Source organism: Flavobacterium lipolyticum, assembly GCF_020905335.1.
Classification (GTDB): Bacteria; Bacteroidota; Bacteroidia; order Flavobacteriales; family Flavobacteriaceae; genus Flavobacterium; species Flavobacterium lipolyticum.
This window is the reverse complement of the sequence record NZ_JAJJMN010000001.1, coordinates 1,494,163-1,511,658: the sequence shown is the minus strand read 5'-3', so window position 1 is coordinate 1,511,658 and position 17,496 is coordinate 1,494,163. Positions and strand designations below refer to the sequence as shown.

The following is a 17,496-nucleotide window of genomic DNA, read 5'->3' as shown; positions in this document are numbered from 1 at the left end:
TAAATTAATTATAGCAATGGATTTTTATTGTTTATCCCACCAGATTCTTGTAGTAAAAGTATCAGGTCCTTGTTGTTTAACCGCTTCTGCTAAGTTAGTTGTATTTACTGAATATTCACTGGTTGGATATCTAAGACGCCTTGGTATTGTGCCATTTGTTACATTTCCAGGGAAATTTACGGGAGTTAAAACAGGGTATCCGGTTCTTCTCCAATTGGCATAAATTTCCTGTTCGTCCACAAATAAAGCTACATAAACCTGGGTATGAATTTGATTCATTTTGGCTTCAAAAGTCCCTGTTGCGTTATAAGGATTAGCCGTTAAATAAGGAGTTGCATCTGTAATGGCGTAGGATGTTCCATAAATTCCCATATTTAGGAAAGATGCTTTCACTCCTTTTTCATATAAGTCCTTATCAGTTTCGGCGGTGTACCATCCTCTTGCAGCAGCTTCGGCCAGATATAAATTAGTTTCGGCATTGCTTATTAATACCAGCGGAGCATCGAATCTTAAAATGGTATTTTGATTTGGCTCAGAATAAGTGGCTTGCTCTAATGGTGCTAATGCTGTTGTGGTTCCATTTGGGAAACCTTTCTGCACGGCCGGGTTAGTATTTTGTATAGTTCCTTGCCAAACTCCGGCGTAAACACTGATTCGCGGGTCAGCGGTAGTTTTTAATAAGTCAATGAAAGTTTTGGCTAGTTTGCCTCCCTCAGTATTAGCTTGACCGTATGATCCGCTTGCATAATCTCCGGTTCTTGAGTCAAAAGCAACGGGGTTTCTGTTGAAGTTATTTGGGCCGTCGGTATAGTTCATGATGGCATTGTCTGCTCCATTAACGATTACTCCGCCTGCAATGGCTTTGGTAACCCAGGTTTTTGATAAAGCGGGATCCACTTTAGTTAAACGCAAGCCTAAGCGAAGCATTAGGGAGTAAGAGAATTTCTTCCATTTGGCAACATTTCCGTTATAGATAAAATCAGCAGTACCGAAACTCGGTTTCGCTGGATCCAGTGCAGTCGCAGCTTCATCAAGCTCTTTTAATAAATCTTTATAGATGAATTCCTGCGAGTCATATTTTGGAAGAAGTAGATTTGTAGTGTATGCCTGTACTGCTTGAGAGTAGGGAATACTTCCGTACAAATCTGTAATTTTATGATATAAAAAAACTTTCCAGATTCGGGCGATATTAAGTTTGTTGCTGTCGTTCGGCGTATCTTTTACGGCATTAATTACGATTTCAGTTTCATTTAATGCTGTTGGGTATGCCTGATTAAAGTAACCGGAATAGTATTTTTCTCCATCTAAGTATTTATCACCCACTCCGGAGACTTCTTTGTAAGTAGCATAATGTTGCAGCATTCCGCCACATTCAAGCATGTTAGTGAAAAAATAATTATTAGCTAGGCCGTCAATTTGAGCTCTGCTGAAAATAAAATTAGGATTTGGTTTTTCAACGGCATTGGGATTAGTGTTAATTTCTTCAAAATCTTTGGTGCACGCTGTCATGCAACCCAACAGTATGCCTGAAATGTATAATAGGGTTATCTTTTTCATGTCTTTTAGTTTAAAAATTAGGGATAGGGGGTGTTTAAAATTTAACATTTAAATTTAAACCGAAACTTCTGGTTCTCGGAACTCCAAATTGTTCTATACCCTGAGCATTTCCGGCACTAAATACAGATTCCGGGTCTACGTTTGGAGTCTTTTTGTAAAGAATGAATAAGTTTCTTGCTATGAAAGAAATGGATATACTTTGAAGTTTTGATAAACTGCTTATTTTTTCAATAGGGAATTGATATCCAATAATAACTTGTCTTAGTTTTATAAAGCTTGCATCGTAGACAAATTCTGATGAAATGTTTTTTAGACCATCATAATAATTTCTAAGGTCTTTAGGAGCAATTACCATATCTACCGGATTTCCTTTAGTATCAACACCCTTAATTGGTAAGCCGTTTTCACGACCTTCAAGTGTTAATTTGGTTAATCCCATACGGGTTCCATATAAATCAGTTCCGGAGTATAAACTACCACCAAATTTACCGTCGATCAGGAAGCTTAAAGATATGTTTTTGTATTTAAATTCATTATTAAGTCCTGCTGTCCAAGGATGAACACCCTGTCCCAGCTCCTGAAGCGGACCTCTTGCTACGGTTGCGGTATTGCCACTTACATTGTAAACAGTATTTCCGTTTGCATCTTTAAGCGGTTTATACCCTTTAATAGTGCTGTAAGGGCGTCCTACGTCACTCGTAATAAGGGCATAATCGTTTACAGAAATTGCCATCGTAATCGAGTTTAATTGATCTGTAAGTGCTTCAACGGTATTTTTGTTATAGGCTCCGTTGATACTTGCGTCCCAGGAGAAATTACTATTGTTTATGATTTTACTGCTAATTAATAATTCGACTCCTTTATTTCTCATTTTTCCAATGTTTAGCAAAGCCGTATTTGCACCTGATGCATTTGAAATGGTCGTTTGCACAATGTCATTTGTGGTAGCACGGTTGTACCAGGCAAAGTCAACATTCAAACGATTGTTAAAGAAGCCCATATCGGTTCCAATTTCAAAGGTTGTTGAAGTTAAGGGGCTTAATGTAGGATTTGGTACTCTTGTTCCTGTAGGGACTTGTACATGTTGGTTTTTGTGTCCTCCCTGAACCATTGAATACGATCGATTTAGGGCGTATGGATCTGGTGTAGCACCTCCAACCTGGGCCCATGAAGATCTCAGTTTTGTAAATGAAATCCACTCCGGCATTTTTACAATATCAGAAAGAATGATACTTGTTCCTATGGAGGGGTAGAACACTTTATTGTTTTCTTTAGATAGGGTTGAAAACCAATCCTGACGTCCTGTAACGTTTAGGAAAATTACATTTTTGTAATCCAGATCTGCGGAAGCATAAACAGAGTTTGTTTTTGTTTTTCCATAAGGATAAGTATACGATAAAGTAGTAAAATTGGTTGGAGCGAAAAAATCATCAAGGACAAAATTTGAGCCCTCAAGGCTTACTTCATCGCGTAAGGTTGTACGGGAGTTTACTCCAAGTAATGCATTCAGAGAAAAATCTTTATACAAGTTCTTTTTGGTATAGTTTAGTATAGCTTCTGAGTTCAGGTTTGACAGCTTTACGCGGGAACCTTGTGCGTATCCAATTGGATTGTTTAAGCTTGTCTTTGGAATGTATCCAAAGTAATCGTAATCTGTGTAATCCTGTCCAATTCTTCCCTGAAGAAATAGTTCGGGTGTAAAGTTTAATTTTACGTTTAACATTCCAAGGAAACGATTTTTAGTGTCCCTGTTTTTGATTTTATTGATGGTGAAGTAAGGGTTTGTTGCAACCGGAACAGGATTCCATGCTATTTCTTTACCGTTTTCGTCATAACCAGGTGAAAGATTTCTAATGTCTACAGTGTTAGCAAGCAGATAGGTGGCCCAGTTCGGGTTGGCTTCTGCATCGGAAACCGTAATTCTGTTGTTTGATTTCTCTATATTGTATTGTGCGACTACATCAAATTTTAACCAATTGGTTAAGTTTACATTGCTGGCAATGTTGACACTTTTACGGTTGAAATCAGAATTTGGTACAATAGACTGGTTGTCTGTATTAGAGAAGGAAAGACGTCCTGAGGCTTTTTCGTTTCCTCCTGAAAGTGCGATCGAATTGATAAATGTTGTTCCGGTTTCGTAGAAGTTTTTGATGTTGTTTTTTTGAGCAACATAAGGTCTTTTTACTCCGTCAAATTGAATAACATCAGTTCCGTCTATTTTTGCTCCCCACGACCAGCGACCAAATTCTATAGCTTTTTCTTTCGTTAATGGTTTTTGTCCTGCATCTCCGGCTCCGTACTCGTACTGCCAGTCCGGGATCACAGCCGGGGTTTCAAAAGTATAAGAGGAATTGAGTTCTACACCGATACCCTTTTGTGCGCCTCCTCTTTTGGTTTGAATAAGAATTACACCATTGGCAGCATTTGCTCCATAAAGAGCAGCTGCAGTTCCTCCTTTTAATACCGTGATGCTTTTAATGTCATCGGGATTGATAACTGAGGTACCGTCACCTCTATCGACGTTCATTCTTGGTGAGCCTGCTCCGTTTCCGGTTCCAGGCAGATTGAGTTGTGTATTGTCAATTGGTAAGTCGTTTACCACATACATGGGCTGGTTGTTTCCGTTTAGGGAACCATTTCCACGAATGATCACCCTGGTTGATCCGTTTGCGCCTGTTGCAGAGCTGCTTACGTTTACCCCGGCAATTTTACCTACTAAAGCGTTTGTGATATTGGTTTCTTTTGCCTTGGTGAATTCAGTTCCTTTTAATTCGGTAACAGCATAGGCAACTGCTTTGTTACTTTTTTTAACCCCTAATGCGGTTACTAATACCTGCTCCAGTACATTTTCGGCAGGTTTTAAACTTATTACTACATCTGTGACCTTATCTAGTTTATACTCTAAAGTTCCATAGCCCATGTAAGAAATGATGATGTGAGTTTCATTTTCCGGAACATTTAGTTTAAATTTTCCTGTTTCATCGGTTATAGTAGCTGTTTTCGAATTGCTTTTAGCATAAATAGTAGCTCCGGCAATTGGCATTCCATCGTCCTGACCAATGACCTGGCCCGAAATTTCAATCTGACTGCTTTTTTGTTCAAAGAGGTGCGTTTTAATTGCAGTCTCTTTTGCATTTACTGAGAAGATTACTCCCCCAATAAATACTAATGAAATTAGCTTTGCTTTCATAATACTTTGGTTTTCATGTTTTATTTTGGTTTTTATTGGCGATCAAATATATAGATAATTTTTATTCATTTGCATTTTTTTTGCATAAAGTGCATTTTTTTTGCAATATTTTTTTCTGAAGTGTTTTTATAATCCAAAAGAAATGAGGTTTCTAAAGGTGTTCTGAGAAAATTTTGCAGAATGAGTTTTTAGGGAAAGAATTCGTTTTAATCTTAAAATTCGTATTTTTAGAAGGGTATGAACGGGTGATTTTGCTTGTTTTTGATCGGAAAAGCCTAAAAAAATACCATTCATAATTCAATATAAATTACGAATGGTATTAGGATCAACATGAAAGGAGTGGTGTTGGGTTAGGGTTTAGCGGTTTAATCTACATCCCACCAAACTTTAGCCAGCCAGCTGTTGTTGTTGTATTTGGCACTGGCGGCCAAAAAGTTTTCTCGGTTGTTGGTCGATTCTTCCACCGGATAGGGTATTCTTGTAGGCATAATACCTCGGGTTTCAGAGTCTGCACGAGTAATTTTTATCATCACGGGGAAGTTTGTTCTTCTGTAATTGCTATAAGCTTCCATTCCGTTTAAGAATAAAGTGAGCCATTGTTGTGTGGCAATTTCTTCCAATTCTTTTCCAGGGGTAAGACTTTTAGTAGCAAGAAAAGAAGTAATAGCATTGTTGTTGATAATGCTGGCGTCTTTAAAAATAACCCATTGTCTGATACCGGCTTCGATTCCTTTTTTGTAATAATCTTTTGTGTCGCCCGGGTGGAGTCCTCTGAAAGAAGCTTCTGCCAGAAGTAATTGTGTTTCTGAATAAGTAAGATGCAGATATGGGGCACTGTTTTCGTATAAATAAGGTTGAATGGTTGATAAAGCGTCACTATCAGGTTTGTGGTCCCATCTGTAATCATTCGGATTAATGCCTTCGTAAACGCCTTTCGGATTTACTCTGAACCATATGTTTTTTCTTGGATCATCTTTTAGGATATTTAATATTGTGATGGTAGGATGATCGTATACGCCTCCGGAACCCTTTAAGGCTTGAGAAAGTCCGTTTCCATTGTTAAAAGCACCAACTGTTTCCGGAAGGGTGGAGTCGTGTTTCATGTAGCAGTTGTCGTCGTTGCTTGTAAAGATGCCATTGGTAACCGCTTTTTTGATTTGTTCTTTCGCTAATGCCGGGTCTACTTTTGAAATTCTCATAGCAATGCGTAATCGTAAGGAATTGATCATTTTTTTCCACTTCGAGACATTGCCTTCGTAAAAGAGATCTCCTTTTATTGCATCAGTTCCAGATTGTAATTGACTTTGTGCTTCGTCTAGTACTTTAAAAAAATCGGTATAAATGTCTTTCTGACTGTCGTATTTCGGATAGAAAATTTTCTGCAAATCGCCAAAGCCTGCTTCAGAATAGGGAACATCTCCATACAAATCGGTTAAGCGTTGATATACCATAACTTTCAGTGTTTTTGCAACAGCATTTAAGTTGGTGTATTCTGGTTTTCCTTTTGTTCTTTCCAGAACATCTGTTAAGTTTCGCACGATTCCGCCTCCATAGTTTGAAAACCAAAGAGCGTCTTGATATTCTCTGTTAGAAATATAAAAAGAGCCATAGTTGGCGACGCTCCATGATCCGCCAAGATGTTGAATAAAACCTTCTCCATATATAAGGTTGGCTCTCCATTGCTCAAACCAGCCACCGGATAAACCGGCTTGTATTCCGGTTATCTGAGTGTAAGGTTCAATGGTTTGAAAGCCTTCAGGGTTGGTGTTTGTTTCTCTGAAAAGTTCATCGTCAGCACAGTTAGTTACGGTAAGCATTAGAAGCAAGCCTAGCGCATATTTTGTTAGTTGTAATATATGTTTTTTCATTTCGATGCAGTTAAAAGATTAGAATGATAATTGTAGGTTAAAGCCGTAAGACCTTCTGTAAGGTAAAGAGCCGTATTCGAAACCTTGTCCATTACCGCTTGTGTAAGTTGATTCCGGATCAATGTTTGGGACTTTAGAGTAAATAGTCCATAAATTTCGGGCAATAACAGAGAATTTAAATCTTTCAAACCCGGTACCTTTTAACCATTTTTTTGGAAAATCATAACCTATAGAGAGTTCTCTTAGTTTAACATAAGAGGCATCATAAATAAAGGGTTCCGGTGTGGTATCGTCTCCATATAAGCTTCTCCAGTAAGTTTGCGGATTCACCGGTGTGGTGTTGTCTTTGTATCCGGTTACATTACCGTTAGTGTCTCTAACTTCATTTACACCGTCTACAATAAGTCCCGCACCAGGTTGTAATTTAGCGATATCTGCTGGTGTTTTTCCGGAGGCGATCTGCTGCGCAAACCACGCATTAAATTCATCTCTTCCGTCAAGAGTTCTGCTGGACAGTCCTGCAGCAGCAGCGTTAGCGTTAGTCATGGAGTATAGTTTGCCTCCAAATTTCATGTCAAGATTGGCTCTAAGACTAATTCCTTTGTAGGAGAACTCATTGGTAACCCCTCCAACCCAATCAGGTGCCGCTTTTCCAAAGCTTTCCAAAGTTGATGTCAACAGAGGATTTCCGTTTGCTCCTATAAGAATTTGTCCATCAGGAGATCTTTGGAATTTTTTACCGTAAATCTCTGTAGTACTTTGTCCGACTTTTGCAACAATTTGAGCTCCGGCCCATCTTGCATTCGAGATCACTTGTAGGTCGGTTTTGTCTGTTAGCTCGATTAATTTGTTGTCATTTTTAGCAAAATTGAAGGTGATGTCCCAATTAAAGCCATCTGGTTTTCTGAAAATTCCGGCGGTTATTAAGGCTTCAAAACCTTTGTTTTCAACCGTACCCGCGTTTGCATTAACGCCAACAAAACCGGAAGCTTGTGAGGTGTTTAATACAATCAGTTGATTTTTTGTTCTGGTGTAGTAATACGATAAATCAACTTGTAAGCGATTTTTAAAGAATCCTAAATCAATTCCGGCTTCGTAGCTGGTGGTAAGTTCTGGTTTTAGGTTGTTGTTTGGAATAATATTATTGTTAATCGAACCGATAGGGTTTCCTAACAAAGGTTTGGCTTGTATGTTGTAATTTAATAAAGTGGCGTATGGAGCTTCCAGTGCTTTTGCGGTAGTTGCCCAGGAGGCTCTGATCTTTCCAAAAGTTAACACGTCATTCTTAATGTCCAATCCATCAGTAAAAATAAAACTGGAAGATACAGACGGATAAAAATAGGAATAGTTATTATTATCAAGAGAGGTTATGGCTGAGGCCAGAGTTGAGTTCCAGTCGTTACGTCCCGTAAAATCAAGGAATAAATAGTTTTTGTAATTGGCTCTCACGTAGGTGTATAAAGAGCGTACTAATATTTCATCATTTGTTTTCGGACTTAAGACTGAGGATAGAAAGTTAGATTGTTTGTTTACTCCATTAAAAAACATGTCCGAAAGAGCTACCCCCGAAACAATTCTTTGGGTGTTTCTTTGGTTAGCACCAACGCCCACTGACAGATTAAAATCGCCGAACGATTTCTGAGCATTTAATAAGGCTTCGGCGTTGTATTCCTGAAAGGTTGTACTGCTGTTGATTAAAGATCCATTCTGCCTTGCAGTCCAGGTGGTTCCTTCGTTGACAAAATCAGAACTTTCAAATGTAAATCGATCAATTCCTGCTCTTCCGGTAGCGCTTAGCCAATCGGTAAAGGCATAGGTTGCGCTGAAATTCCCTAATATTCGGTGTTTTTCGGTTACATTTTTGTTTTCGTCTAATACAAAGTAAGGATTTAATTTATTTGGGTCGGAGTTCCATTGATAGTAGTTGCCGTTTGGATCTTCATAATTTTTTAACCAGGCTTGATTGAAGTTTGGTGCGAGTGAGGTTACTGTCAATCCAAGATTGCCGGCATCGTCTGAAAGGGCGGGTCTGTTGTTGGTGTTTTCTGTAATGTAATTGAATTTGGCATCTAATGTCAGTTTTTTGATTTGAGAATTGACACCTAATGTGAATGTATTTCGTTTAAGACCGGTTTTAGGAACGATATCTGTAGCATCAATATTGGAATAGTTTAATCTGAAGGTGGTATTATCTCCACCGCCTGAAAGACTAATGCTGTTGTTTACGGTTACGGCTGTTCTGAAAAAATCTTTAAAGTTGTTTTTCATGTATTCGTAAGGTTTGTAGGATCCGTCAAAGATTCGAACTGAAGTGTTGCCGGGAGATCCGAATCGTGGACCCCAGGCGCTGGTAGTAGCATTTCGTCCATTTGCGATTTCATCAGTATTTGGCAGTGTTCCATTTGTTCCTGTGCCATATTCTTTTTGGTAGTCTTTGTATCTTGAATTGATTTGGTCAAAAGTAGTAGTGCTGTTCCAATCGACTTTCAAAGAGTTTCTTTTTCCTTTTTTGGTAGTAATAACAATGACACCATTGGCGCCACGTTCTCCGTAAAGAGCACTGGCAGCTCCTCCTTTTAGCACAGAAATATTTTCAATGTCATCTGTATTTATACTGGACAATCCATCTCCATTGTCTCTTCCTTCGGAGTATCTGGTCGATTTATTGTCTGTTATGCTTCCAAGTCCGGTGTTTCCCAAGGTAACTCCGTCTACAACATAAAGGGGCTGGTTGTCTCCGCTTATAGATCGGTTCCCTCTTATTACAATTCTGGAACTGCCTCCAATACCTCCTGTGGTTTGAGAAATGTTAACACCCGCCACTTTTCCATACAAAGATTGGGCAACACTTATTGTGGGATTGTCCGCCAAATCTTTTCCTTTTACGTCCTGAAAAGAATAGCCCAGTTCCTTTCTTTCTCTTTTTAGGCCTAATGCAGTAACTACCACACCGGAAAGGGCTGTTGCTGCAGCTTCTTTTAGTTTTATGTTGAGGTTGTTAGAATTGCCTACAAGAATATTTTGAGGTTCTAATCCTAAAAAAGAGATCGTCAGTGTTTTTCCTTCTTGTACGTCGATAGAGAATTTACCGTCAAAATCGGTTGTAGTACCTCTTTTTTCTTCTTTTATGCTTATGGATGCTCCCGGTATCGAGATGCCATTAGTGTCGGTCACTGTTCCTTTGATGGTTTTTACTTGCGCCTGGGTGACCTGCAGCGCAAAAAAGAACATAAATAATAAAATAGTTTGTTTCATTCTTTGGGTTTTTAGTTAGTTGAGGTTTATTGATTGATTGTTTTTTTGTTTCACTGGTGAGGTGAAAGAGTTTCTTAATTCGTTTCCTGAAGACGAATTATTAGAAATAGAATCCTGTTGCTTTTACTACAGTTGTGGTCTTTACTGTAGCTTTAGTATTACGCTTTAAAGAATAAGGAATCTGCTTGTGGTATTTTAGTGTTTTGCTTTTTTATTGCAAATGATTCGTGACTATTTGTAAGAATCATTGTTGGCGGTGTGCCCTTTAAAACGGGGTGTTTTTTCATAATTAAGTGTTTTTTAAGGTGTTGTGTTTTTTAATCAGCGGTCAAATATATATAAATTATATTCATTGTTAGCAATATTTTCGCATAAATTGTGCAAGATTTTTGCATAATTTTTTCAGATAATGTTTTTTTATTCTGAAAAATCCGATATTTACTGGGTTTGTAGCTCTTTGTAGGAGGGTTTGTGAAACTCAAATCTTATTTAGACTTTTTGTTTAAAAAAAAGGTATTTTTACCATATGAAAATCGCACTTATACAATCCAATCTTTACTGGGAGAATGCTTCAGAGAACAGAAAGCAATTCGAATCCAAAATCAATACAATCGATACTGACGTTAATCTGATCGTGCTGCCGGAGATGTTTTCAACGGGATTTACCATGAATGCCGCCGCAGTTGCCGAAACAATGCAGGGAGAAACGATCTCCTGGATACAGTCTTTGGCGAAACAAAAAAAAGCAGCTATTGTGGGAAGTCTTGTTATTGTGGAGAACGAGAAGTATTACAATCGAATGGTATTTGTTTTTCCGTCAGGTGAAATTCAATATTACAACAAACGCCATTTGTTTTCGCTAGCAGGAGAAGATCAGTTTTATACCAAAGGAGATGAAAAAGTAATTGTGAATTATTTGGATTGGAAGATTTGCCTGCAGGTTTGTTATGATTTGAGATTTCCCGTTTTTGCCCGAAATGTAGAGAACTACGATTTACTACTGTATGTCGCCAACTGGCCTAAAGTAAGAACTAACGCCTGGGATGCTTTGCTTAAGGCTCGTGCGATCGAGAATCTAAGTTATGTAATTGGGGTGAACAGAGTAGGACTGGATGCCAATAATTTTGAACATATTGGGCATTCGCAAGCGGTTGATTTTTTAGGAAATTATATTCTCGAACCACAGGAGACCGAAGATGTTTTTGTGGTGGAACTGGATAAGAACACTATGTTAGAAACCCGAAAAAAACTTGATTTTTTAAGCGACAAAGATGTGTTTAGAATCGATCTTTGATTCTAATTCGAAAGCTTATTTTTGAGGTTCTTCTAAGACGATAATTTCGGTTTCAGGATTTTTGGCGCGGACAGTAATTTTTTGGTACGCCCATACTGTTCCTTTTTTGAAGGCAGAAATGTTTAATTTACCCTTTCTTTTGGCTCCGTTGACTCTTACCGATAAGTTGACGGTATTATGATGGTTGGAATACCTAACGTTTCCTTCCAGAATAGCCAGTTTGTCGATGGGTTCAATTGTGCCGATATTTTCAAGTATGCTTGGATTTTTATTCGCTTTTTCAATTGCTTTTTCAAAAAGCAGCTCGTCTGAATAAGCTTTGGCGATATCGGTGATGCCTTCGGGAGAGGTTGAAGCGGCCAAAAATCCAATTAAAAACAGACATAGGAAGGCGGAAGGTAAAAACCATTTCCAGTTTCTTTTGAACCAGTTTTCTTTTTCAATCCAATCGTTTTCCATAGCGCTGCGCTCAGCTATTAAAATTTAAAAGGCTTTCCTTTTTTTCTCCTCGTCTTTTTTCTTTTTTTCTGCCTGTTTTTTCTCTACTTCAGGATTGAACGGGACGCTTAAATCAATAGCCTGATCGACATCCCAATTGGTGCGGACATCTACAGCAGTTTGGTAATAAAAGACTTCTTCAGCGTACTTTTTATTCAGGAAATCTCCGGAGTCGTAGATTCTGTTCTTATTGTCGTCGTAGATTATTCGAATCGTAAATTTATCAGGGACTAATAAATTGAATTCCATTTTAGTCTTGCCTTCAGAGTAATCACTGGCGTATACAACATCCCCTTTTGCGTTAGTTGCTTCAACAATAATGGGGAAACGTTTTACATTTTTTAGGTTCAGAACCAGGTTTCCATAATCGGCAGGTTCTTTTGTGCTTAGTTTAATGGCCAGAGTGTCATTGGATTTTTCGTAAAAATCAGTTAGTGCGCCCGGGAAAAATGTTATGCTGTATTTTTCGACAGGCTCTTTTTTGAAATCAACATAGAGTTTTTGCTCAAATTCATCGTATTCTGTCGTAAAATCTACAGCAGTCGAATCTTTGTTAACCAGTCTGATTTTGGATTTGTCAAATTTTACCAGCGGAGTAGCCGATTCTAAGGTAAATCGATCACGGAAATTGATGGTCCCGTTTTGAACAGCGGTTATGTTTAAAGTGTCTTTCTTTTGGTCTTTAATCTTTACACTAAATCTTTTGTTGTATTTTTCTTTACTAACCTCCACTGCTAGAGAATCTGCTTTAGCTTTTAGGGGTTTATACCAAATTTGCAGGGAATCTTTTTTCGGAAATGCGGTAACAATGGTTTCCATGGTTTCGTTCCCGTGTTTCAGGACCACTTTAGGTTTCGAAAGTTTAAAGTTTTGTTTGCCTTCATAAGGAAGGTACAGTCTGTTTCCTGAGGCTTGTACAGGTTTTACAGCTTTAAATGGAAGTACCTCCTTAAACAGTTCCAATTCAAAAACAGTGTCGTTCGGAACGGTAATATAGTGTTTGATAAAACCGATTTTATCATCTTTAGGGTTGTATCTGTTGTTGTTTCCTTTGTCTTTCAGGGCCATCAGCAGGTATTTTCCGGCCTTTAAATTTTCTAGTTTGAAAGTACGTAAACTGTCCAGTGTATTGGTGATGTAGCGTGGGCTTTGCTTGTAAATTAAGGAATCTTTATAGGTGTCGTTTACTTCATAAAGCATTACCGAAACAAAATTATCTACATTTTTCTCATAAGCATCTTTAATTTGTCCGCTTATCGAAAGCGAATCAATAGAAGAACCTGTTGAAAAGACATATTTGAATTGGTTTATCGAGTTTCCTTCGTTGTTGTCTGCTATACTTTGTCCGAAGTTAAAACTGTAGGTAGTGTTAGGCTGTAAAGTGTCCTTTATTTTAATAGTAATCACTTTGCTCGCTGTGGTAGGTAAAATCAATGGCTCATGTTTCATTGGCGGTGAAATAATAAGCTGTTTGTTGAGGTTTTTAAGTTTTACATACTCGTCAAATCCCAGAATAATTTCGTTGCCTTTAAAATTAGTGCTGAAATTTTTAGGCGAGCTGTATTTCAATACCGGTGCCAGTGTGTCTTTTAGTCCGCCGGTAATGCTGCCGCGTTTGGCACAGCTTAACATAAAAAAGATCAGTAAAAATGCAATATATCTAAAGTTGTTTTTCAACATAACGGTTTCTGAATTTGATTGCACAAAATAACAATTATATTTGCTTTAATTGAAACTTTTTAGCCATTTATTAGGATTTACAGCTTTCGCTGACGGTTCTTTTTTTTAAATTTCAAAACTATAACAGCATATAATTTCTTACTTTTGGGTTAAAATATAATTTCTCCTAAGTTTTGATCAAAAGATTTTTTATTGGTTTCCTGATTCTTTTTCTGATTTCCTGTAGTAAGAATGAAAAGCCGGTTGTTGCTTTTTATTACTGGAAAACCATTCTGAAATTATCTGAAACGGAGAAGCTTGCTTTGAAGGACAATGAAGTCACGAAGCTTTATGTTAGGTATTTTGATATTGGGCAGCATCCCGAGACCAAACAGCCCATTCCGCTTAGTCCGATTCGTTTTCAGGATGCGGTAACCAAGTTCGAAATTGTACCCGTAGTATTTATTCAAAACAAAGTGATGTTGTCTTCTTCTCTTGATGTGGAGGATCTGGCACAGAAAACAGTTCGTTTGATTGAAGAAATCAGCACGAAGAACAAAATTACATCTCAGGAAATTCAGATCGATTGCGACTGGACCCTTAAAAGTAAAGACAACTATCTTAAATTTATGGAGAGTGTTAAAAAGCTTTCCGGAAAAAAACTCTCTGCAACAATTCGCTTGCATCAGGTGAAATATTTTAAGAAAACTAAAATTCCGAACGTAGATTCCGGAGTTTTGATGTACTACAACATGGGGTCAATTGCTCCTGATTCCTTAAATTCGATATACGATCAGAAAATTGCAGAACGCTATTTAAAAAGCCTGAAAAAGTATCCGATGCATCTTGATTTTGCCTTGCCGATATATTCGTGGGGAATTCATATCCGAAACCAAAAAGTAATTGGTTTACGTTCTAAAATGAATGTAGCGGAACTCAAAAAAGATCCCAATTTTCAACAACTAAGCGGAATCTTTTTTAAAGCAAAAAAATCCAATTATAAGAATGGCGTTTTTTATGAAGAAAATGACCTCTTAAAAATGGAGGCCATTTCGGCAGCAGATTTAAAACAAATGGCGGAAGAACTGAGCGAGAATACCGCACAGCAGCCCAAAGAAATTATATTTTACGATTTAGACGAATTCAATTTAAAAAACTATGAAAAGAATATTTTTGAACAAGTTATTTCTTGTTTCTAGTGCGGTTTTACTTTTTGCATACGGAGTAATTTATGCCTGTGCAGATGGCGATTGGGATTATTTTGGATCGTACAGTTCTAATTTTACTCCCGAAACTTTTGCAGACAATTCGTATAGACCGCTTTTCCTGTCGGGTGGAATTTTCTACGGAATTGGTTTTGATACCGAGCACAATTCCCGTTTCAATAAAGATATTAAGTCCGATTGGGGAACCTATCTTAAAGGGAAAATCGATACCACTACCGTTAATTATTTTTTAATTGGAGATGAAAAACCGGATTATTACTCGGAGAATAAAAGTGCGATAAAAAACAAGGAAGAGATCAAAGATCTTCATGTGTATTATAAAAGCAAAAAGGAAAATAAATCCTCTTTGAAGTGGGGGAAAAAGATTTCGCTGAAGGATGGTAAAGTGAAAAGCTTTGTCGAGTTTTTGTATCTGGCACAAAAAATAGAAACCGTTTCTATCAACAGAGATTATTGGAGTTACGATCCGGTGGTGGCCAAAACGTTCAACGATGCCAAAATGATTCAGTCTATCGAGAATGTGTACAATACGACTTCGGATCCTTTCCTGAAAAACAGATATTGGTTTTTGACCATGAAAGCTCGTTTTTACAGCAACAACAAACAAAAAGCCGTTGATTTTTTTAATAAAACAGAAAAATCGGTTCCTAAAAATGTGCTGTATTACCGTGGACTTTCCTACGTGGCAGGAGTGAATCACAAGCAAAATAAATATGCAGCTTCAAACTATTTGTACGCACAGGTTTTTGATAAATGCCCGGAATTGAGAACCGTTACGGCTTATTGTTTTAGTCCAAAAAATGAAACCGACTGGAATAAAGCATTGACGATGGCTAAAAATAATAAAGAAAAAGCAGCGCTTTGGGCTGTTCGTGGGTATTACAAAGACGAAAAAAAGTCCATTGAAAAGATCTATGAATTAGATCCTAAAAGCGAACATTTGAATTATCTGGCAACACGATTAGTGAACAGACAAGAGGAAGCGATAAACAATTCGTTTCAGAAGGATGGAGGAGAAAATCAGCCTATGAAGAAACTTAGTGTGGCTGAAAACAAAACCGAAAATCAGGTGAAGGTGGATCAAAAAACATTGGATTTAATCGCTAAAATTTCGGCAGCTGGAAATACAGACCGACCTTACTTATGGGATTTGTCTCTGGGGTATTTGCAGACGTTAAAAGGAGATTATGCCAATGCAGATAAGAATTTTGATAAGGCGGTGAAAACGCTTCCTAAAACAGAACTGGCAGGAATGCAATTGCGTTTGCTTCGTTTTGTAAATAATTTGAGCAAAATTGATAAACTTACGGATAAAAACGAAAAAACAATCCTCGCCGATTTAAACTGGTTGTATTTTGAACTTCCAAAGAATTACAAAGGGCAGGAATTCCGTTATCAGAATGCTTCTTCCTGGAGCAGAAGTTATTTGTCAACGCTGTACAGAGAAAAGGGGAATCCGGTAATGGCCGAAATTTATGGCGAATCGCGCTACAGTTATTGGAACGATGGAAATTCATTCTATGACAATGAAAAAGTTTTATTGGACATGAAAGCTTTTTTGTCTAAATCGAATAAATCTGAAATTGAAAGTATCGGAGCAGGGATTTATAGTTTGAAATTGAAGGATATTAATAATTTTCAGGCGGTTCAGGCAACCTTTAAAAATAAAATACCGGAAGCTATTGAGTACATGAAACAAACCGATTCGGTTCAATACAGCAAGTTTTTGGGGAATCCGTTTAACGGAAATATAAAAGACTGTCACGACTGCGATCACACGGCGTATCAGAAAAGAAAATATACTTTTATGGATTTCCTGACAACCATAAAGGAAATGCAGGGTAAACTGGCTCAAAAAGAAGACGTGTACACGAATAGCTTGTTGTTGGGTAATGCCTTTTACAATATTACCCATTTCGGAAACGGAAGAACTTTTTATGAAATCACGATTATAGGTTACGGCTCAAGTCCGTATTCTTTCAGGGATTCGATGAAGCGAATGATAACCAATTGTGATCTTCCTAAAATGTACTATCAAAAAGCGTTGGAAGCGGCCACAACAAAAGAGCAAAAAGCAAAATGTATTTATATGCTGGCCAAATGCGAACGAAACGAATATTACAATAATAAGTACAACAACCTTAAAAACTGGTGGGAAGCCGACGATGATAAGATTAATTTTATTGCCTGGAGCGGTTTTAAAGCGCTGCAGAAAGACTATTCGGATACGAAGTATTATCAGGATGTTATTGCCGAATGCGGTTACTTTAATACGTATGTAAATCAATAATTGAAATTAAAATTTAGAGGTTATGGTAAATAAAATTGAGCATATCGGAATTGCCGTGAAGAATATGGAGGACGCCAATGTGCTGTTCGAAAAATTACTGGGCGTTCCGTCCTATAAAATGGAGTCGGTAGAAAGTGAAGGGGTTTTAACCTCGTTCTTTCAAACTGGAACCAATAAGATTGAACTTTTGGTGGCGACGAATCCCGAAAGTCCTATTGCAAAGTTTCTGGAGAAAAAGGGAGAAGGAATTCATCATATCGCTTTTGATGTCGAAGACATTCATGCCGAAATCGCCCGTTTGAAAAACGAAGGTTTCGTGCTGATTAACGACGTTCCTAAAAAGGGAGCCGATAATAAATTAGTGGTTTTTTTACATCCAAAGAACACAAATGGCGTTTTGGTCGAGCTTTGTCAGGAAATTAAATAAAAAATTTTCTTTTTGGGATTCGAAATAAGCAGTTGAAAATCAATTGTGTTTTAGGAAACACAAGGGGTTGTTTGAAATTAAATGCAAATCATCTCCCAAAATATTTGGAGTGAATGAAAAATAGTAGTAATATTGCATCCTCAAACCGGTCCTATAGCTCAGCTGGTTAGAGCACCTGACTCATAATCAGGTGGTCCCTGGTTCGAGCCCAGGTGGGACCACAGAAATTCAA

At 37.7% G+C, this 17,496-nt stretch carries 11 protein-coding genes and 1 tRNA gene; 5 read left to right on the top strand and 7 right to left on the bottom strand.

Features of this window, described 5'->3' with window-relative positions:
• Positions 1 to 24 precede the first annotated feature (24 nt).
• The 5 genes from LNQ34_RS06755 to LNQ34_RS23425 all read right to left on the bottom strand — a co-directional run bounded on the left by LNQ34_RS06755 (position 25) and on the right by LNQ34_RS23425 (position 10,157).
• Positions 25 to 1,557: a SusD/RagB family nutrient-binding outer membrane lipoprotein gene (locus LNQ34_RS06755; RefSeq protein WP_229999029.1), complete on the bottom strand. Its 1,533-nt coding sequence runs from the start codon at positions 1,555 to 1,557 to the stop codon at positions 25 to 27.
• Between the two features lie 34 nt (positions 1,558 to 1,591).
• On the bottom strand, positions 1,592 to 4,747 hold the full coding sequence (locus LNQ34_RS06750; RefSeq protein ID WP_229999028.1) for a SusC/RagA family TonB-linked outer membrane protein: 3,156 nt from the start codon (positions 4,745 to 4,747) through the stop codon (positions 1,592 to 1,594).
• A 365-nt stretch (positions 4,748 to 5,112) separates the two neighbouring features.
• Positions 5,113 to 6,615: a SusD/RagB family nutrient-binding outer membrane lipoprotein gene (locus LNQ34_RS06745; protein WP_202700598.1), complete on the bottom strand. Its 1,503-nt coding sequence runs from the start codon at positions 6,613 to 6,615 to the stop codon at positions 5,113 to 5,115.
• An 18-nt stretch (positions 6,616 to 6,633) separates the two neighbouring features.
• Entirely contained in the window at positions 6,634 to 9,870 is a 3,237-nt protein-coding gene (locus tag LNQ34_RS06740) for a SusC/RagA family TonB-linked outer membrane protein (protein ID WP_229999027.1), read from the bottom strand.
• A 158-nt stretch (positions 9,871 to 10,028) separates the two neighbouring features.
• Positions 10,029 to 10,157, bottom strand: coding sequence for a hypothetical protein (locus LNQ34_RS23425; RefSeq protein WP_255664212.1), 129 nt, complete (start codon positions 10,155 to 10,157; stop codon positions 10,029 to 10,031).
• A 239-nt stretch (positions 10,158 to 10,396) separates the two neighbouring features.
• Here LNQ34_RS23425 and LNQ34_RS06735 point away from each other — a divergent pair, with 239 nt between their 5' ends.
• On the top strand, positions 10,397 to 11,164 hold the full coding sequence (locus LNQ34_RS06735; RefSeq protein ID WP_229999026.1) for a nitrilase family protein: 768 nt from the start codon (positions 10,397 to 10,399) through the stop codon (positions 11,162 to 11,164).
• 15 nt (positions 11,165 to 11,179) lie between these two features.
• Here LNQ34_RS06735 and LNQ34_RS06730 read toward each other — a convergent pair whose 3' ends face one another.
• Together LNQ34_RS06730 and LNQ34_RS06725 are read right to left on the bottom strand one after the other, a co-directional pair.
• Positions 11,180 to 11,623, bottom strand: a complete 444-nt coding sequence (locus tag LNQ34_RS06730; protein WP_229999025.1) for a cytochrome c oxidase assembly factor Coa1 family protein — start codon at positions 11,621 to 11,623, stop codon at positions 11,180 to 11,182.
• 24 nt (positions 11,624 to 11,647) lie between these two features.
• Positions 11,648 to 13,342, bottom strand: a complete 1,695-nt coding sequence (locus LNQ34_RS06725) for an Ig-like domain-containing domain (protein ID WP_230000581.1) — start codon at positions 13,340 to 13,342, stop codon at positions 11,648 to 11,650.
• Between the two features lie 173 nt (positions 13,343 to 13,515).
• Here LNQ34_RS06725 and LNQ34_RS06720 point away from each other — a divergent pair, with 173 nt between their 5' ends.
• The 4 genes from LNQ34_RS06720 (at position 13,516) to LNQ34_RS06705 (ending at position 17,485) form a co-directional block, all read left to right on the top strand.
• Positions 13,516 to 14,520 (top strand): hypothetical protein, encoded by a 1,005-nt coding sequence (locus LNQ34_RS06720; RefSeq protein WP_229999024.1) that lies wholly within the window; start codon positions 13,516 to 13,518, stop codon positions 14,518 to 14,520.
• Positions 14,480 to 16,837 carry a hypothetical protein gene (locus LNQ34_RS06715; protein WP_229999023.1) on the top strand — a complete coding sequence of 786 codons (2,358 nt, stop codon included), beginning with the start codon at positions 14,480 to 14,482 and terminating at the stop codon, positions 16,835 to 16,837. The genes LNQ34_RS06720 and LNQ34_RS06715 overlap by 41 nt, the downstream gene beginning before the upstream one ends.
• 22 nt (positions 16,838 to 16,859) lie before the next feature.
• Positions 16,860 to 17,264: a methylmalonyl-CoA epimerase gene (gene mce, locus LNQ34_RS06710; protein ID WP_017497728.1), complete on the top strand. Its 405-nt coding sequence runs from the start codon at positions 16,860 to 16,862 to the stop codon at positions 17,262 to 17,264.
• A gap of 147 nt (positions 17,265 to 17,411) precedes the next feature.
• Positions 17,412 to 17,485, top strand: a tRNA-Ile gene (locus LNQ34_RS06705).
• The last annotated feature ends 11 nt before the right edge of the window (positions 17,486 to 17,496 follow it).